This window comes from Brevundimonas fluminis (genome assembly GCF_003934285.1).
Lineage (GTDB): Bacteria > Pseudomonadota > Alphaproteobacteria > Caulobacterales > Caulobacteraceae > Brevundimonas > Brevundimonas fluminis.
In genome coordinates, this window is record NZ_RQWJ01000004.1 from 137239 (window position 1) to 153513 (window position 16275).

The window sequence follows — 16275 nt, forward strand, 5'->3', positions numbered from 1 at the left end:
GGGCTGCAGCGATCACATGAGCCTCATGTATGCTCACGCCGTGCTCTTCACGTAGGGCCTTGATATATCTGATCCAGCGGAGGCGCTCTTCCATGGGGTGAAGGTATCGGCCCTGATGTCCGCTTTCCACCCTTCACAGACCTTCGGCGCGTCCGCTTTCGGCGAGACGGGCGCGGCTATTGCGCGGTCCAGCCGCCGTCGATGGAGAAGCTGCCGCCGGTGGCCGACGCGCCCAGGTCGCTGACGAGGTAGAGGAACAGGCCGGTCAGCTCGTCGGAGGTGACGAAGCGCTTGGTGGGCTGTTTGGCGAGGATGACCTCCTCGACCACGCGGTCCTTCGAAATGCCGTGGGTGCGGGCCTGATCGGCGATCTGCCGCTCGACGATGGGGGTCTCGACGAAGCCGGGGCAGATGGCGTTGCAGGTGATCCCGTCGCGCGCGGTCTCCAGCGCCACGGTCTTGGTCAGGCCGATGACGCCGTGCTTGGCGGCGACGTAGGCGGACTTGAACGGGCTGGCGCGCAGGCCGTGGGCGGAGGCGACGTTGACGATGCGGCCGCGGCCCTGGGCCTTCATGATCGGGACCGCGGCGCGGATGGCGTAGAAGGCCGAGGAGAGGTTGACGGCGATGATCTGGTCCCACTTCTCCGAGGGGAATTTCTCGATCGCCTCGACGTGCTGGACGCCGGCGTTGTTGACCAGGACGTCGAGGCGGCCGAGCTCGTGTTTGGCGAAGGCGACGAGGTCGGCGACCTCCTCGCCCCGGCGCATGTCGGCGGCGTGGTAGCGGACGCGGACGCCGCAGGCGGCCTCGATGCCGGCGCGGGTGCGCTCGATTTCGGACGGGTCGCCGAGGCCGTTGAGGACCACGTCGCCGCCGCGCGCGGCCACGGCGCGGGCCAGCGCCAGACCGATGCCTGAGGTCGAGCCGGTGATGACCGCCACCTGGCCCGACAGGTCGTTCATGTCGCGGGGGGCGGCCGTAGCCGACTCTCCGGGCGCGGCGCCGCGCTTGGGCCAATGCAGCATGTCGTCTCGTCTCCTGCGCGCCGTTCACGGCGTCTTGCCCCAGACTATCGCTTCGCACCCGCGAAGGCGACCCGGCCAGAATATTCCCTAGCGGGTGAATATCCAGTCCGAATCCGTCGAACCGGTCCTGTCGAAGGCATAGCCGTCGGTCGTGAAGTCCTTGAGGCCCTCGGCGCGGTCGACGCGGTTCTCCACGGCGAAGCGGGCCATGGCGCCGCGGGCCTTCTTGGCGAAGAAGGAGACGATGCGCGTCTCGCCGCCGCCGTCCTTGGCGCCCTCGCGGAAGTGGCAGGTGACGACGGGAATCTTCAGCGCCCGGGCGTCGACGGCGCCGAAGTATTCTTGACTGGCGAGGTTGATGAGCGTGGAATCGGCGTGCCCCTCGGCGTCGGCGTTCAGCTGCTTCGAGATGCGGTCGCCCCAGAAGTCGTAGAGGCTGGAGCCGCGGCGGGTCTTGAGCCGCGTGCCCATCTCCAGCCGATAGGGCTGGATGCGGTCGAGCGGGCGCAGCAGGCCGTAGAGGCCGGACAGGATGCGCAGGCGATCCTGGGCCCACGCCAGGTCGGCGGCGGACAGGGAGCGGGCGTCGAGGCCCTGGTAGACGTCGCCGGCGAAGGCCAGGACGGCCTGCAGGCCCTGATCGGACTCCGGGTCGAAGGCCTTGAAGCGCTGCTGGTTCAGCTTCGCCAGATCGTCGGAGATCCCCATGAGGCGGCGAAGCTCGGCCTGGGTCTGGCGCCGCGCGGTGACCGACAGGCTCTTCAGGTCGTCCCCGAACCGGTGACGCGTGGCGGGCAGACCGGCGGGGGCTTCGGTGAAATCCAGCCGCTTGGCCGGAGACAGGACGAACAGCAAAGGCGGTCTCCCGGGAACGCCCGATCGGACGGGGTGGGCGCCAGATAGGCCGCTTCGGCGACGATTTGAACCGGCGGCCTAGAACAGCACCGCGGGATTCATGATGCGATGCGGATCCAGCGCGGCGCGGATCGCGCGCATGGCGTCCTGCTCCACGTCGGACTTGTAGCGGCGCGCCTCGTCGGTCTTGAGGCGGCCCAGACCGTGCTCCGCGCTGATCGAGCCGTCGAAGGCGGCGACGAGGTCGTGGACGACTTTCGACCCCTGCGGCTGGCGCGCCATGAAGGCGGCGGGGTCCGCGTCCAAGGGCCGCATGACGTCGTAGTGCAGGTTGCCGTCGCCGACGTGGCCGAAGGCGCTGATGCGGGCGCCGGGCTCGAAGGCGAGGACGGCGGTCTCGGCGGCGTCGATGAACTCGGCGATGCGCGAGACGGGGACGGAGACGTCGTGCTTCCAGCCGGGCCCCTCGGGCTTCTGGGCGGCGGACTGCTCCTCGCGCAGCTTCCAGAAGGCGGCGCGCTGGGCCTCGTTCGTGGCCACGGCGGCGTCGAGGATCAGGCCCTGGTCGAAGGCGGATTCGAGCAGGCGCTGGAGGGCGGCCTCGGCGGCGCCGTCCTCGCCGGACGCCAGTTCGATCAGGACGATCCAGGGGGTGACGGTCTCCAGCGGCTCGCGCACGCCGGGAACGTTGCGGACGGCCATCTCCACGCCGACGCGGCGCATCAGTTCGAAGGCCTCGACCCCGCCGCCGGTCTCGGCCCTGGCGCGGGCGAGGAGTTCGACGGCGTCGGCGGCGCGGGACAGGCCGGCCATGGCCGTCGCGCGGGAGCGGAGGAGGGGGACCAGCTTCAGGGTGGCCGCGGTGACGACGCCCAGTGTGCCCTCGGCGCCGATCAGGAGCTGCTTCAGATCGTAGCCGGTGTTGTCCTTGCGCAGGGTCTTCAGCCCGTCGAAGACGCGGCCGTCGGGCATGACGGCCTCGATGCCGAGGACCAGATCCCGCATCATGCCGTAGCGCAGGACCTGGACGCCGCCGGCGTTGGTGGAGACGACTCCGCCGATGGTGGCGGTGCCTTCGGCGGCGAGCGACAGGGGGAAACGGCGGCCGGCGGCCAATGCCGCGTCCTGGGCCTCCTTCAGCGTCACGCCGGCCTCGACGGTCAGGGCGTCGTCCAAGGGGGAGACGGCGCGGATCGCGCGCATCTTGCGGAGCGACAGCAGGACCTCGCCGAAGGGGACCTGACCGCCCACCAGACCCGTGGCGCCGCCCTGGGGCACGATCGGGATGCGACGGGCGGCGCAGATCCTCACCGCTTTCGCCACCTCTTCGGTGGAACGAGGCGTGAGCATCAGCGGGGTGTGGCCGTGCCACCGGCCGCGCCATTCCTCCAGCCAGGGCGCGATCTCCTGCGGGTCGTCGGTCCAGCCGCCGGGGCCCAACGCGGCCTTGAGTTCGGCGAGGCCTTCGGCGAGGCCGTCGAGGGCGGCCTTGAGGCGATCGGGCGGGCGGGGAAGGGCGCTGTCCATGCGCCCTTTGTCCCAAAGGCTTGCCGGGGTGGGAAGGGGCGAGTTACGCCGGAGCATGACCCTGTCAGCCCCCGTGCCCGCCGTCGGCGTGATCTGCTTCCGCGGGGCGGAGGTGCTGCTGATCCGGCGGGGCCGCGAGCCGCGGCGGGGGCAGTGGAGCCTGCCGGGCGGACGGGTCGAACCCGGCGAGCGGCTGGAGGAGACCGGCCTGCGCGAGCTGCGCGAGGAGACGGGGGTCGAGGCCGAGCTGCTGGGGCTGGTCGACGTGGTCGACGGCGTGTTTCCGGAGCACGGGCGGCACTATGTGCTGATCGACTATGCGGCGCGGTGGGTCGCGGGCGAGCCGGTCGCGGGCGACGACGCCTCCGAGGCGGAGTTCGTGCCGGTCGAGGAAGCCTGCGCACGGGTGGACTGGGACGAGACCCGGCGTGTGATCCGGCTGGCCGCCGCGCGGTTTCTTACGCCGATGTAATCTTCGCCGTCCGGTTTCGATGGAACGGCGGTCGCGGGCGCCCTAGCCTTCGAGGCCATAGGAGGACGTCGATGGAACTGCCTACGATTTTCGTTCTGGTGCTGGTCGCCTTCGCGATCGTGCTGTTGTTCAGCGTGGTGAAGATCGTGCCGCAGGGGCGCGAGTTCACGGTCGAGCGCTTCGGGAAATACACCAAGACCCTGGCCCCCGGGATCCATCTGCTGACGCCGTTCGTCGAGAGAATCGGCCGTCGGATGAACATGATGGAGCAGGTTCTGGACGTCCCGACGCAGGAGGTCATCACCAAGGACAACGCCATGGTGAAGGTGGACGCCATCGTCTTCATCCAGGTGATGAGCGCGGCGGCGGCGGCCTATCGGGTCGAAGACCTGCCGTACGCCATCACCCAGCTGTGCTCGACCAACCTGCGGACCGTGGTCGGCTCGATGGACCTGGACGAGGTTCTGTTCCAGCGGGACAACATCAACTCGCGCCTGCTGACGGTCATCGACGCGGCGACCGAGCCGTGGGGCGTGAAGGTCAACCGCATCGAGATCAAGGATCTCACGCCGCCGGTGGACATCACAAACGCCATGGCGCGGCAGATGAAGGCGGAGCGCGAGCGCCGTGCGGTGATCACCGAGGCCGAGGGCGAGAAACAGGCGGCCATCGCCCGAGCCGAGGGCGCCAAGCAGTCGGCGATCCTGCAGGCCGAGGGCCGCAAGGAAGCCGCCTTCCGCGACGCCGAGGCGCGCGAGCGCGAAGCCGAGGCCGAGGCCCGCGCCACGGCCATGGTGTCTGAAGCCATCGCCCGCGGCGACGTGAACGCGATCAACTATTTCGTGGCGCAGAAGTACGTCGAGGCCTTCGCCCAGTTGGCCAACAGCCCGCAGCAGAAGACGGTCATCGTGCCCGCCGAGATGGGGGCGCTGGTCGGCTCCATCGCCGGCATCGGCGAACTGGTGGGCCTGGCCGGCCGGCAGCAGTCGGGCGGATCGACCCCGCCGCCCGCGCCGCGCAGCGCGCCCCCCGCGCCCCCGCGCCCGCCGCGCCGCCCCGCCGGCTCGGTTCCCGTGACGGAGTAGGACGATGGACGCGATCCTGAGCCTTCACGCCTCGCAGCCGTGGTGGATCTGGCTGGCGATCGGCGTGGCCCTGCTGGCGGTCGAGGCCGCCATCTCGAGCGAGTGGCTGCTGTGGCCGGCGGTGGCCGCCGGCGTGGTGGCCGTGCTGACGGCGCTGGGCCTGAGGCTGGGCCTGACGGCGGAGATCGCCGTCTTCGCCCTGCTGACCGCCGCGGCGACCCTGCTGTCGCGACGGCTGATCCAGCGCGTCAATCCGGGTGAGGTCGCCGACGTCAACGACCGCACCAGCCGGCTGGTCGGTCAGCGGGCCCAGGTGGTTCAGCCGTTCGTCGACGGCCGCGGGCGGGTCTTCGTCTCGGGCGCCGAATGGGCGGCCGAGATCGACGGCGATGCCCCCCTGCCGGGCCAGAGCGTGGTGGTGGCCGATGCGTCGGGTGCGACGCTGAAGGTGCGGGCGGGGTGATCGGCCTGGCGCTCGCCGGGGCGCTGGCCTGCGTGCCGCTGGCGCAGGCCGACGCTTTCGGCGACATCGCGTTCGACGAGCGGCTGACGCGGGACGACGCCCGGTTCGCGTCGGTTCGGTGTGATGACGACGGCTGCACCGGCCGAGATGGGGCCGGCGTGGAGTACCACACCGACGGCGAGTGGATCCTGCAGAAGATCGTGGCCGGGCGCGGACCTTCCGACGCGTTTCGTGACCGGTTGGTCCAGCTGCCCGAATCGACGACCGGCGAGCTAACCGCCGCGCTCTGCATCGAAGCGAGCTGGATCACGCTGAAGCGCGACGCCGACGGCGGCTGGACCTACGGCCTTTACGCCCAGCCCTAGCCCCGGCGTTCCTCGATCCACCTGTTCGACAAAGCGTCGGCGCGTTCGTTCAACTCATGCCCGGCGTGGCCCTTGACCCAGTGCCACTTGACCTGGTGCCGGGCGCGGGCGGCGTCGAGACGTTTCCACAGGTCGTCGTTCTTGACCGGCTTCCTGTCGGCGGTCAGCCAGCCGCGCGACTTCCAGCCGGGCATCCATTTGGTGATGCCGTCCATGACGTAGCGGCTGTCGGTGTGCAAATCGACGCGGCAGGGGCGGTTCAGCGCCTCCAGCGCCATGATGGCGGCCGTCAGCTCCATGCGGTTGTTGGTGGTCAGCGGTTCTCCGCCCCACAGCTCCTTCTCGTGGCCGGCGCCGGTCTGCAGGACCGCGCCCCAGCCGCCGGGCCCGGGATTGCCCTTGCAGGCGCCGTCGGTGTGGATGATGACGTGACTCATTGGCGCCGTGACTACAGGTCCGCTTGGCTTGGCGCCACCGGAGCGCCTATATGCGGCGCTAGAAGATCAGGCCGACGAACCGGTCCGCATGAGGAGAGTACGCCGTGGGCGCGATGAGCATCTGGCACTGGGTGATCGTGATCGCCGTGATCGCCCTTCTGTTCGGCGGGCGCGGCAAGCTGTCGGGCCTGATGGGCGACGCCGCCAAGGGCATCCGCGCCTTCAAGGACGGCCTGAAGGACGACGACAAGAAGGACGGCCCCGCCGAGGGCGTGAGCTCGCTGCCGCGCACGGACGCCGAAAAAGACCAGCTGAACCGCTGACCGCCAACCTGCGTCGGAGACCCTGACGGATGGGTGGCCTAGGCCCCGGCATCGGCGGCTTTGAAATTCTGGTGATCGGACTCGTGGCCCTGCTGGTCGTGGGACCGAAAGACCTGCCCGTGATGATGCGCAAGCTGGGCAAGGCCATGGCCCGCGCGCGCGCCATGGCCAACGATTTCCGCGCCAGCTTCGACGAGATGGCGCGCCAGTCCGAGCTGGACGAACTGCGCAAGGAGGTCGACGCGCTGCGCCGCACCCAGATGGTGCCGCTGGGCGCCGAGGCCGAGGCGACCTTCCGCGAGATCAACGCCGACCTGAACCGCCCGGTGGAATCGCCCGCGCCCGCGCCCCAGCCGTTGCTGACGGGGCCGGAGGAGTTCGCCGATCCGGGGCCGACGCCCATGGAGGCGGTTGAGGTCGCGCCGGTGGAAACGAAGGCGGCGACGCCTCGCACGAAGGCGACGAAAGCCGTCGCGTCGGTCGGCAAGGCTCGCCCCAAGGCGGCGACGAAGCCGGCTCCCGACAAGGTCAAGGCACCGGCCGCCAAGCCGAAGGTCACCCGGAAGAAGGCGGTGGACCTGTGACCCGCGACGAACGCGACGAGGCCGAGATCGAGGCGTCGCGCGCGCCCCTGATGGACCATCTGGTCGAGCTGCGCGGGCGACTGCTGGTGTGCGTGGTGGCCTTCATCGCGGCCTTCATCGTCTGCTTCTTCTTCGCCGCGCAGATCCAGCTGATCCTGATCCAGCCGTTCCAGGCCGCGGCCGCCATGCACGCGGCGCAGGGGCACCACGTGAACCCCTTCGATCTGATCGCGGTGACCGCCGGTCTGAAGCCCGTTCCGGACGGGGGGCAGGAGGTGGTGCAGCTCATCGCCACGGCCCCGCTGGAGCAGCTGTTCACCAAGATGAAGATCGCCGGTTTCGGCGCCGTGGTGCTGGCCTTTCCGGTGCTGGCCTTCCAGCTTTACCGGTTCGTCGCGCCCGGCCTGTACCGCAACGAGAAGGGCGCCTTCCTGCCTTTCCTGCTGGCCGCGCCTGTGCTGTTCCTGCTGGGTGGCGCGCTGGTCTATTTCGTCATGCTGCCGTTCGTCATGTGGTTCTCGCTGGGCCAGCAGGTGGTGGGCGACGGCGTGTCGGTGGCGCTGCTGCCGAAGATTTCGGAGTACCTGAACCTGGTGACGGCGCTGCTGCTGGCGTTCGGCCTGTGCTTCCAGCTGCCCGTGGTGATGACGCTTCTGGGGCTCGCCGGGCTGATCTCGTCGAAGTTCATGGCCGAGGGGCGGCGGTACGCCATCGTGGCCGTCGTGGTGGTCGCCGCCGTGGTGACGCCGCCGGATCCGATCAGCCAGCTGATGCTGGCCGTGCCGCTGGTGCTGCTCTACGAAATCTCGATCTGGTGCGTGCGGCTGATCGAGCTGCGGCGGAAGAAGGCGGACGACGCCGACGCGCTCGCCGCAACTTGACCCCGCGTGATCTTGGCGCCGCCCCGGGGGCGCGCTAGGCCGGACGCCAACTTGTTCTCAGGGAGAGACGACCATGGCCGACCTGGCTTCCGTCACCGAACACATCCGCGGCGCCGTGGGCGACAACTCCGGTCTGGGCAAGACCGTGAAGATCGACCTGGGCGACGTCGGCAAGATCTACATCGACGGCGCCTCGGTCCCGAATTCGGTGACCAACGAGGACAAGCCGGCCGACGCCACGGTGTCGATGTCGTGGGACGACTTCATGGCCCTGTCGGAAGGCCGGCTGGACCCGATGATGGCCTTCATGCAGGGCAAGCTGAAGGTGGCCGGCGACATGATGATCGCCCAGCGTCTGGCGCCGCTGCTGAAGCGCTGAGATTGACGCAGATCGAAGACGACGACGGCGCGGCGCTCCAGAAACGTCGCGCCGTTTCCTTTTGAGCCGGAGCCTTTCCATGGACTTTCGTCATTCCGACCGCGGTCTGCGCTGGCAGGAGCGCGTGGCGCGCTTCCTCGAGACGAACGTGATCCCGCGCGAGGCGGAGTACTGGGCGCAGGTCCACGAAAACCCGAAGCGCCAGCCGCCGGTCATGGAGGCGATGAAGGCCGAGGCGCGCGAGGCGGGGCTGTGGAACATGTTCCTGCCGGGCGAGCACGGGGCCGGGCTGACCAATCTGGAATACGCGCCGCTGGCCGAGATGATGGGGCGGCGGCTGTGGTCGGCCGAGGTGTTCAACTGCAACGCGCCGGACACCGGCAACATGGAGGTGCTGCACCTCTATGGGAACGCCGAACAGCAGGCGCGGTGGCTGAAGCCCTTGATGGCGGGCGAAATCCGCTCGGCCTTTTTGATGACCGAGCCTGCGGTGGCCAGTTCGGACGCGACCAACATCGAGACGCGCATCGAGCGCGACGGCGACCACTACGTCATCAACGGCCGCAAGTGGTGGTCGACCAACATGGCGCACCCGAACGTCGCCATCACCATCGTCATGGGCAAGACCGACTTCGGGGCGGCGACGCACCAGCAGCAGAGCCAGATCCTGGTGCCCGTCGACACGCCCGGCTTCCGCGTCGAGCGGATGCTTTCCGTGTTCGGCTATCAGGAGCTGCCGATCGGCCACGCCGAGGTGGTGCTGGAGAACGTGCGGGTGCCGGTTGCGAACCTGATCGCCGGCGAGGGCCGGGGATTCGAGATCGCCCAGGGGCGGCTGGGGCCGGGGCGCATCCACCACTGCATGCGCGTGATCGGCGCGGCGGAGCGGGCGCTGGACCTGATGGTCGAGCGGCTGCTGTCGCGCACGGCGTTCAGGAAGGCCATCGCCGAGCACTCCGTCTGGGAGCAGCGCGTCGCCGAGGCGCGGACCAACATCGAGATGTGCCGGCTGCTGGTGCTGAAGGCGGCCTGGATGATGGACGAGGCGGGGGCCAAGAACGCCAAGTCGGAGATCGCCCAGATCAAGGTCGCCGCGCCGCGCATGGCGCTGAAAGTCATCGACGACGCCATCCAGGCGTTCGGTGGGGCGGGCGTGTCGGGCGACTTCCCGCTGGCGGAGCTGTACGCCACGGTGCGCACCCTCCGCATCGCCGACGGGCCGGACGAGGTGCACAACCGGACCATCGCGCGGCTGGAGTATGCGAAGCACGGCGGGAAGCCGGTCCGGTGACGGACTGCTGACGCCCGGTGGCAGCTGTGCCGTTTCCGCGGCCTTGAAGGCAACGGACGGCGACCCGAGGTGTTCTGTGTGAAGCGGTCGACATCGGGGCGGCGGCGCGCGCCACGGGAGCACCTCATGAAAGCGTCACCGAAGACCGCCTGTCCCGCGGCGGACGACGCCGCACGCTATCGCGAGGTGCGTGGGCGGATGCCGGCGCTGGCGGCGGGGCTGACCGCGGAGGATCTGCAGGCGCAGTCCATGCCCGACGCCAGCCCGGGCAAATGGCATCTGGGTCACGTCAGCTGGTTCTTCGAGACGATGCTGCTGGGCCGTCGTGAGGGCTATGCGCCGGTCGACGCGGAGCTGACGCTGATCCTGAACAGCTATTACGAGGCGCTGGGCGAGCGGGTGGCGCGGCCGGAGCGCGGGCTGATGACGCGGCCGTCGCTGGACCAGATCATGACCTATCGCGCCGAGGTGGACCGCCGGATGGAGAGCCTGCTGGCCGACGGTCTGCGCGACGAGCACGAGCGGTATCTTTTCGAGCTGGGACTGGCGCACGAGGAGCAGCACTGCGAGCTGTTCCTGATGGACCTGCTGCACCTGATGAGCCGGTCTCCGCTGGAGCCGGCGGCCTATGAGGCGGAGCCGCGGCAGGCGGCGGCGCCCGAGGCGGGACAGGGCTTCGCGCGCGTCGAAGGCGGGCTGGTCGAGATCGGGGCGGGAGACGCCGGGTTCGCCTTCGACAACGAGAAGCCGCGGCATCAGGTCTTCGTCGAGCCCTTCGCCGTCTCGCGCGGGCTGGCGACGAACGGGCGCTGGCTCACCTTCATCGAGGACGGCGGCTATGAGCGGCCCGAGCTGTGGCTGTCCGACGGCTGGGCCACGGTGAGGGCCGAGGGCTGGAGCGCGCCGCTGTACTGGCGACGCGAGGCGGACGGTCTGTGGACGACGATGACGCTGGCCGGCCGCCGGGCGGTGGACCCGTCGGAGCCGGTGCGCCATGTGAGCTTCTACGAGGCGGACGCCTTCGCGCGGTGGGCGGGCAAACGCTTGCCGAGCGAGGCTGAGTGGGAGGTCGCGGCCCAGGCGGGACTGCTGTCGGACGGCTTCGGCGAGGTGTGGCAGTGGACCGCCAGCGCCTACCTGGCGTACCCGCGCTTCCGGCCCACTCCGGGGACGGCTTCGGAATACAACGGCAAGTTCATGAGCGGGCAGCAGGTGTTGCGCGGGTCGTCCTGGGCGACGCCGGCGGGGCATGAGCGCGCGACGTACCGCAACTTCTTCCCGCCGTCGGCCCGATGGGCCTTCTCGGGCGTGCGTCTGGCGGACGAGCCCGCCCTGGCGGAGCGGCCGCTGGAACCGGTCCAGACCCAGGCGTTCCGGGAGGCGATGATCGAGGGGCTGAGCCGGCCGCGCAAGGCGACCTCGCCCAAGTGGTTCTACGACGCGCGCGGCAGCGAGCTGTTCGAGGACATCACGCGGCTGGAGGCCTATTACCCGACGCGGCAGGAGGCGGCCCTGCTGGAACGGACCGCGCCGCGGCTGGCCGAGAGCTTCGGGCCGGGCGCGGTGCTGGTGGAGTTCGGGTCGGGCGCCAGCGAGAAGACGCGCAAGGTGCTGGACGCCGCCCACGACCTGGCCGCCTACGTCGCGATCGACATCAGCCCGGACGCGCTCAGGGAGGCGAAGGCGCGGCTGGAGACGGCGTACCCCGATCTGGTCATCCGGACCGTGGCGGGAGACTTCCTGTCGCCGCTGACGTTGCCGGCCGATCTGCCGGAAGGGCGGCGCGTGGGCCTGTTTCCCGGCTCGACGATCGGAAATCTGGAGCCGGACGAGGCGGTGCGGTTCCTGAAGGGCGCGCGCGACCTGTTGGGGCCGGACGCCCTGTTCGTGCTGGGCGTCGATCTGGTCAAGGACGTCGAGGTGCTGGAGCGCGCCTATGACGATCCCGAGGGCGTGACGGCGGCGTTCAATCTGAACCTGCTGGCCCGGGCGAACCGCGAGCTGAAGTCGGATTTCGACCTGGCGGCGTTCCGCCATCGCGCGATCTGGAATCCCGCGCGGTCGGCCGTGGAGATGCATCTGGAGTCGACGCGGCCGCAGACGGTTCACGTCGGCGGCCGCGCGTTCGGCTTCGACGCCGGGGAAACGATCCACACCGAGAGCTCGCGCAAGTTCACCGAAGCGAGCCTGCGCGAGACGGCGTCGGCCGCCGGCTGGACGCTGGAACGACTGGACGTGAGCCCCGACCCGTCCGTCGCCCTGGCCCTGCTGGCGGCCTGAGCCTCAGTTCACGCGGGTGGCGGGTTCGCCGGGTTTGCGGCTGCCGTGGGAGGCCTCGCCGCCCTTGCGACCGGCCTTGGCGGCCAGGCTGCGGTCCTGCGAGAAGCTGCGCTTCTCGCTGGGCACGCTGGCTCCGCCCTTGCGGGCGATCTCACGCTGACGCTCGGGGTCCATGGAGGCGAAGCCCCGCTTGGAGACACCGGACGCTTTGGGGGGCTGAAGGGACATGGGGCGGTCCATCCTCACTGTGGCGTTGCGTTGCAGTCACAATCCGTGTGCGGGGCTTCCGTTCCCCGCCTCCGGTCACAGGCGCGCGAGCCGCAAACCGCTGACTTTTGGGCGAATCACTCACGCCGCCGGTCGGCCCGGGTTTCCCGGTTCGGGCATGGGCGGGCCGTCCGGCGACGGCGGCGGCGGATCGATCTCGGGACCCGGAGGGGTGGTGTCCGGCACCTCGGGGGGCGAGACGGGTTCGGGCATGGGGTCGTGCATGACGTGCTCCTGACGCTGGGTCAGGAGGCCAACGCGCGGCGGACCCGGTTCGATGCCTTTGTCCCCCGGGGGGAGAAGGCGGTTACGTCCGCCCCAGCGCCTGATCCGACACGAAGGGATTGGTGCGACGTTCTGCCCCGAAAGTGGAGCCGGGTCCGTGCCCGGGGACGAACTGGACGTCGTCGCCCAAGGGCCAGAGCTTGGTCGTGACCGAGTCGATCAGGGTCCGCAGGTCGCCGCGCGGGAAGTCGGTGCGGCCGATGGAGCCCTGGAACAGGACGTCGCCGACCTGGGCGAAGCGCGCGGCGCGGCAGAAGAAGATCACGTGGCCGGGCGTGTGGCCGGGGGTGTGGAACACCTCCCAGGTGGTTTCGCCCAGCGTCAGGACGTCGCCGTCGGCCAGCCAGCGGGTCGGGGTGAAGCTGCGCATCGGCTCCAGCCCGTACTGTGCCGCCTGGGCCGGGATGCCGTCGATCCAGAACTGATCCTCGGGATGCGGGCCGATGATGGGCGCGCCGGACTTCTCCGCCATCTCGGCGGCGCCGCCGGCGTGGTCGAGGTGCCCGTGGGTGATCCAGATCTGGTCCAGCGTGAGGCGGCGTCGGGCGACCTCGGCGAGGATCGGATCGACGCCGCCGCCGGGATCGATGACGGCGGCCCGGTTCGTCTTCGTGCACCATACGGTCGTGCAGTTCTGCTGGAAGGCCGTCACCGGCGCGACGAACAGGCCGAGGGGGGAGGGGGCGTCGGTCATGAGCGGAGAGATAGTCGGCCGTCCGGCCCGGGGATAGCCGTCGAGGGCGTGCTCAGGTCGACGGCTTCGCCGGGGCCGCGCGGAGGCGGCCGACGAGGAGGGCTCCGATCAACCAGAGGCTCAGGATCGGACCTGCCGCGAGAGATGTCATGACGAGCGCCGCGCCCGCGCCCTCCGAGATGAGGGCGCGGTCGAGGGCGAGCTGCAGGACGCAGATCAAGGCGAGCACGGCCAGGGCGGCGAGCGGGGCGATCTGGGCGCGCAACGACCACCAGGCCGTGGCGCGGAGCCAGGTCCGGCTTCGGACGACGACGACGGCCGCGAACACTACGCCGGCCACGTAGGCCCACCACAGCACGACGCCGAACATGACCAGCAACTGGATCGCGGCGAAGGCGGGATCGGACGAGGTGTTCACGGCGCGAGGATCGCATCGGGGCGCCGGATTGCAAAGCCGGGATCGGACGCCGCCCGCGTTGACCTTTGCGCCCCGTCTCGACATAAGGGCGGGCTTCGAGGCGCCGCCCTGGCCAAGGGCGGCCCTTCTTGCTTTTCCCATCGCGCGTCCGCCCGTCCGTCCGCGCCCCAGAGCGTCAGATCGTCCCGCCCATGCAAGTCGTCGAAAAGTCGAACGAAGGTCTCAGCCGCACGATCGCGGTGACCATCCCCGCCGCCGAGCTGAACGAGAAGCTGGACGCGAAGATCAAGGAAGTCTCGCCGCAGATGAAGCTGAAGGGCTTCCGTCCCGGCAAGGTGCCCGCCGCGCACGTCAAGAAGACCTACGGCCGCGACCTGATGGGCGAGATCGTCAACGACGCCCTGAACACCTCCAGCCAGAAGGCGCTGGACGAGGCCAAGCTGCGTCCGGCCGCCCCGGCCGAGATGAAGCTGGTCAGCGACATGGACAAGGTCGTCGCCGGTCAGGAGGACCTGACCTATGAGATGTCGCTGGAGGTCATGCCGGACTTCACGCCGGTGGACCCCAAGACGCTGAAGCTGGAGCGCCCGGTCTATGAAGCGACCGACGCCGATCTGGACGAGGCGCTGAAGGATCTGGCCGGTCAGGCCAAGACCTATGAGGACAAGACCGGCAAGACGGTGAAGGCCGCCGAGGGCGACCAGGTCACCATCGACTTCGTCGGCAAGGTCGACGGAGAGGTCTTCGAGGGCGGCTCGGCCACCGACGCCGACCTGGTGATCGGCTCCAACCGCTTCATCCCCGGCTTCGAGGAGCAACTGAAGGGCGTGAAGGTCGGCGACGAGAAGACGCTGAACGTCACCTTCCCCGAGAACTACGGCGCCGCGCATCTGGCCGGGAAGGCCGCGACGTTCGACGTCACCGTCAAGGCCATCAAGGCCGAGGCGGAGGCGAAGATCGACGACGAGTTCGCCAAGCGGCTGGGGCTGGAATCGCTGGACAAGCTGAAGGACCTGCTGCGCCAGAACCTGAACCAGCAGTATGCCAACGCCGCCCGCTTCAAGCTGAAGCGCGGCCTGCTGGACCAGCTGGACGCCAAGCACAGCTTCGACCTGCCTCCGAAGATGGTGGAGCAGGAGTTCGACGCGATCTGGCGCCAGGTGAAGGCCGACAAGGAGGCCGGACGCCTCGACGAGGCCGACGCCAAGAAGACCGAAAAGGCGCTGGAGAAGGAATACCGCAAGATCGCCGAGCGCCGCGTCCGCCTGGGTCTGGTGCTGGCCGAGATCGGCCGCGCCAACAACGTGCAGGTCACGGATCAGGAGCTGAACAACGCGATCATGGCCGAGGCCCGCAACTATCCGGGCCAGGAGCGTCAGGTGCTGGACTTCTATCGCCAGAACCCGAACGCCGCCGCGCAGATGCGCGCGCCGGTCTACGAGGAGAAGGTGTGCGAGCTGATCTTCGGCCAGGCCGAGGTCAAGGACGCGCCGATCAGCAAAGAAGACCTGCTGAAGGACGAGGACGAGGGCTGACCGCCGTTCGGCGGGGCTTTCCAGCGAAGGTTGTCTGAGGCAAGCTGATCGCGCCCGATCCGGGCGTGTTCAGGAGCGCCCTCCATGCTGGCCGCCGTCATGTCCCTGGCCCTCGTCACGGCCGTTCAGCAGGATCCTCCGGTGCAGGATCCACCGCCGCAGGATCCGCCGGCGACCCGGGTGGACGACATCATCGTGGACGGCCGTCCGCTGACGACCGTCGCGGAGGAGTTCGTCGAGAACGTCGGCGAGGCGCCGCGCGGCCGGGGCCTGGCGCGCTGGAACCGGGCGATCTGCGTCGGCGCGGTCAACCTTCGCCCCGAGGCGGCGCAACCGTTGATCGATCACATCTCGGCCGTCGCCGAAGATCTGGGCGTCCGGTCGGGCGACGTCGGATGCCGCCCCAACGTCATCGTCGTCTTCACCGACGACCCGCGCGCCGTCGCGGGCGCCATGGTGGAGGCAGATCCCCGGGGCTTCCGGCTGGGCGGCAGGACCTATCACCTGAGTTCCGACTTCCGCGACGACTTTCTGGACGGCGACCGCCCTGTGCGGTGGTGGACCACCAGCGTTCCGATCGACTCGGAAACCGGGCAGCGGGCGACGCGCCTGCCGGGAGACGTGGACGCCGACGGAAATCCGGCGGCGCCCTACATCTTCAGCACCTCGGCCTCGCGCCTGAACAGCCAGGTCCGTGACGATCTGGCGCGCATCTACGTGATCGTCGACGTGAACCGGGTGAACGACGTGAGCCCGCAGCAACTGGCCGACTATCTGGCTTTCGTGGCCCTGGCGCAGGTCGATCCCCGCGGCGACGTCTCGCGGCAGGCCAGCGTGCTGAACGTGTTCGAGGATCCGGCCTCCAGCCCCGGCTTCAGCGACTGGGACATGGCCTATCTGCGCGCCCTGTATCGACCGGGCGCGCCGATGCGGACGGATCGCCGCGCCGTGGCGAACGGCGTGGCCGACGAGGTCGCCCGGACGATGCGACAGTCGTCGCCGCAGTGACGGCACGGCGGCCGCCTTGCGCGGTGGCCTGCGGGACGCGATATCCTGGTGTCCGAGAGGGCGTGCGCTGAGTCGCGCCCCGCATCCCGAGAAGGCCC

The 16275-nt window shown here is 69.7% G+C and carries 20 protein-coding genes; 12 read left to right on the forward strand and 8 right to left on the reverse strand.

Annotated features, from left to right (window positions below):
* Window positions 1-176: 176 nt before the first annotated feature.
* From EFJ44_RS09505 to EFJ44_RS09515, 3 genes are all read right to left on the reverse strand, one after another.
* On the reverse strand, window positions 177-965 hold the full coding sequence (locus tag EFJ44_RS09505) for a 3-hydroxybutyrate dehydrogenase (protein ID WP_125257451.1): 789 nt from the start codon (window positions 963-965) through the stop codon (window positions 177-179).
* Window positions 966-1115: 150 nt separating this feature from the next.
* On the reverse strand, window positions 1116-1883 hold the full coding sequence (yaaA, locus tag EFJ44_RS09510; RefSeq protein ID WP_125256984.1) for a peroxide stress protein YaaA: 768 nt from the start codon (window positions 1881-1883) through the stop codon (window positions 1116-1118).
* A gap of 78 nt (window positions 1884-1961) precedes the next feature.
* Window positions 1962-3410: an FAD-binding oxidoreductase gene (locus EFJ44_RS09515; protein ID WP_125256985.1), complete on the reverse strand. Its 1449-nt coding sequence runs from the start codon at window positions 3408-3410 to the stop codon at window positions 1962-1964.
* Window positions 3411-3465: 55 nt separating this feature from the next.
* Here EFJ44_RS09515 and EFJ44_RS09520 point away from each other — a divergent pair, with 55 nt between their 5' ends.
* From EFJ44_RS09520 to EFJ44_RS09535, 4 genes are all read left to right on the forward strand, one after another.
* The gene (locus EFJ44_RS09520) at window positions 3466-3882 is read left to right on the forward strand and encodes an NUDIX hydrolase (protein WP_125256986.1); all 417 of its coding nucleotides are present in this window, start codon (window positions 3466-3468) and stop codon (window positions 3880-3882) included.
* A 77-nt stretch (window positions 3883-3959) separates the two neighbouring features.
* Entirely contained in the window at window positions 3960-4967 is a 1008-nt protein-coding gene (locus EFJ44_RS09525) for an SPFH domain-containing protein (RefSeq protein WP_164511906.1), read from the forward strand.
* Window positions 4968-4971: 4 nt separating this feature from the next.
* A complete protein-coding gene (locus tag EFJ44_RS09530; protein WP_125256988.1) occupies window positions 4972-5430 on the forward strand; it encodes an NfeD family protein in 459 nt (152 codons plus the stop codon).
* Window positions 5427-5795: a hypothetical protein gene (locus EFJ44_RS09535; protein ID WP_125256989.1), complete on the forward strand. Its 369-nt coding sequence runs from the start codon at window positions 5427-5429 to the stop codon at window positions 5793-5795. Before EFJ44_RS09530 ends, EFJ44_RS09535 begins: the two co-directional genes overlap by 4 nt.
* On the opposite strand, the gene rnhA is transcribed toward EFJ44_RS09535, so the two are convergent.
* Window positions 5792-6232 (reverse strand): ribonuclease HI, encoded by a 441-nt coding sequence (gene rnhA, locus EFJ44_RS09540; RefSeq protein WP_125256990.1) that lies wholly within the window; start codon window positions 6230-6232, stop codon window positions 5792-5794. The two genes, EFJ44_RS09535 and rnhA, sit on opposite strands and share 4 nt — an antisense overlap.
* Before the next feature lie 104 nt (window positions 6233-6336).
* Between rnhA and EFJ44_RS09545 the strand changes: the two genes are divergently transcribed.
* From EFJ44_RS09545 to egtB, 6 genes are all read left to right on the forward strand, one after another.
* On the forward strand, window positions 6337-6555 hold the full coding sequence (locus tag EFJ44_RS09545; protein WP_125256991.1) for a twin-arginine translocase TatA/TatE family subunit: 219 nt from the start codon (window positions 6337-6339) through the stop codon (window positions 6553-6555).
* A gap of 29 nt (window positions 6556-6584) precedes the next feature.
* Window positions 6585-7139 carry a Sec-independent protein translocase protein TatB gene (tatB, locus tag EFJ44_RS14100; protein ID WP_125256992.1) on the forward strand — a complete coding sequence of 185 codons (555 nt, stop codon included), beginning with the start codon at window positions 6585-6587 and terminating at the stop codon, window positions 7137-7139.
* Window positions 7136-8020, forward strand: coding sequence for a twin-arginine translocase subunit TatC (gene tatC / locus EFJ44_RS09555; RefSeq protein WP_125256993.1), 885 nt, complete (start codon window positions 7136-7138; stop codon window positions 8018-8020). The genes tatB and tatC overlap by 4 nt, the downstream gene beginning before the upstream one ends.
* A gap of 73 nt (window positions 8021-8093) precedes the next feature.
* A complete protein-coding gene (locus EFJ44_RS09560; RefSeq protein ID WP_125256994.1) occupies window positions 8094-8399 on the forward strand; it encodes an SCP2 sterol-binding domain-containing protein in 306 nt (101 codons plus the stop codon).
* A 79-nt stretch (window positions 8400-8478) separates the two neighbouring features.
* Window positions 8479-9690 carry an acyl-CoA dehydrogenase family protein gene (locus tag EFJ44_RS09565; protein ID WP_125256995.1) on the forward strand — a complete coding sequence of 404 codons (1212 nt, stop codon included), beginning with the start codon at window positions 8479-8481 and terminating at the stop codon, window positions 9688-9690.
* A gap of 126 nt (window positions 9691-9816) precedes the next feature.
* Window positions 9817-11970: an ergothioneine biosynthesis protein EgtB gene (egtB, locus tag EFJ44_RS09570; protein WP_125256996.1), complete on the forward strand. Its 2154-nt coding sequence runs from the start codon at window positions 9817-9819 to the stop codon at window positions 11968-11970.
* A 3-nt stretch (window positions 11971-11973) separates the two neighbouring features.
* Here the strand turns inward: egtB and EFJ44_RS09575 are convergent, their stop codons facing one another.
* The 4 genes from EFJ44_RS09575 to EFJ44_RS09585 all read right to left on the reverse strand — a co-directional run bounded on the left by EFJ44_RS09575 (window position 11974) and on the right by EFJ44_RS09585 (window position 13634).
* On the reverse strand, window positions 11974-12198 hold the full coding sequence (locus EFJ44_RS09575; RefSeq protein ID WP_241209743.1) for a con-10 family general stress protein: 225 nt from the start codon (window positions 12196-12198) through the stop codon (window positions 11974-11976).
* 120 nt (window positions 12199-12318) lie between these two features.
* Window positions 12319-12462 carry a hypothetical protein gene (locus tag EFJ44_RS13860; RefSeq protein ID WP_164511898.1) on the reverse strand — a complete coding sequence of 48 codons (144 nt, stop codon included), beginning with the start codon at window positions 12460-12462 and terminating at the stop codon, window positions 12319-12321.
* Window positions 12463-12544: 82 nt separating this feature from the next.
* On the reverse strand, window positions 12545-13216 hold the full coding sequence (locus EFJ44_RS09580) for an MBL fold metallo-hydrolase (protein ID WP_125256998.1): 672 nt from the start codon (window positions 13214-13216) through the stop codon (window positions 12545-12547).
* A gap of 52 nt (window positions 13217-13268) precedes the next feature.
* Window positions 13269-13634: a hypothetical protein gene (locus tag EFJ44_RS09585; RefSeq protein WP_125256999.1), complete on the reverse strand. Its 366-nt coding sequence runs from the start codon at window positions 13632-13634 to the stop codon at window positions 13269-13271.
* A 191-nt stretch (window positions 13635-13825) separates the two neighbouring features.
* On the opposite strand from EFJ44_RS09585, the gene tig reads away from it, so the two are divergent.
* Window positions 13826-15169, forward strand: a complete 1344-nt coding sequence (tig, locus tag EFJ44_RS09590; protein ID WP_125257000.1) for a trigger factor — start codon at window positions 13826-13828, stop codon at window positions 15167-15169.
* Between the two features lie 84 nt (window positions 15170-15253).
* On the forward strand, window positions 15254-16177 hold the full coding sequence (locus tag EFJ44_RS09595; RefSeq protein WP_125257001.1) for a hypothetical protein: 924 nt from the start codon (window positions 15254-15256) through the stop codon (window positions 16175-16177).
* Window positions 16178-16275 lie beyond the last annotated feature (98 nt).

Coding starts and splice junctions, on each gene's coding strand:
- EFJ44_RS09565 (WP_125256995.1), top strand. CDS start 8,479: ATGGACTTTCGTCATTCCGACCGCGGTCTGCGCTGGCAGGAGCGCGTG.
- EFJ44_RS09595 (WP_125257001.1), top strand. CDS start 15,254: ATGCTGGCCGCCGTCATGTCCCTGGCCCTCGTCACGGCCGTTCAGCAG.
- EFJ44_RS09520 (WP_125256986.1), top strand. CDS start 3,466: ATGACCCTGTCAGCCCCCGTGCCCGCCGTCGGCGTGATCTGCTTCCGC.
- EFJ44_RS09515 (WP_125256985.1), bottom strand. CDS start 3,410: ATGGACAGCGCCCTTCCCCGCCCGCCCGATCGCCTCAAGGCCGCCCTC.
- egtB (WP_125256996.1), top strand. CDS start 9,817: ATGAAAGCGTCACCGAAGACCGCCTGTCCCGCGGCGGACGACGCCGCA.
- EFJ44_RS13860 (WP_164511898.1), bottom strand. CDS start 12,462: ATGCACGACCCCATGCCCGAACCCGTCTCGCCCCCCGAGGTGCCGGAC.
- EFJ44_RS09560 (WP_125256994.1), top strand. CDS start 8,094: ATGGCCGACCTGGCTTCCGTCACCGAACACATCCGCGGCGCCGTGGGC.
- EFJ44_RS09505 (WP_125257451.1), bottom strand. CDS start 965: ATGAACGACCTGTCGGGCCAGGTGGCGGTCATCACCGGCTCGACCTCA.
- EFJ44_RS09580 (WP_125256998.1), bottom strand. CDS start 13,216: ATGACCGACGCCCCCTCCCCCCTCGGCCTGTTCGTCGCGCCGGTGACG.
- tig (WP_125257000.1), top strand. CDS start 13,826: ATGCAAGTCGTCGAAAAGTCGAACGAAGGTCTCAGCCGCACGATCGCG.
- EFJ44_RS09575 (WP_241209743.1), bottom strand. CDS start 12,198: ATGTCCCTTCAGCCCCCCAAAGCGTCCGGTGTCTCCAAGCGGGGCTTC.
- tatB (WP_125256992.1), top strand. CDS start 6,585: ATGGGTGGCCTAGGCCCCGGCATCGGCGGCTTTGAAATTCTGGTGATC.
- rnhA (WP_125256990.1), bottom strand. CDS start 6,232: ATGAGTCACGTCATCATCCACACCGACGGCGCCTGCAAGGGCAATCCC.
- EFJ44_RS09530 (WP_125256988.1), top strand. CDS start 4,972: ATGGACGCGATCCTGAGCCTTCACGCCTCGCAGCCGTGGTGGATCTGG.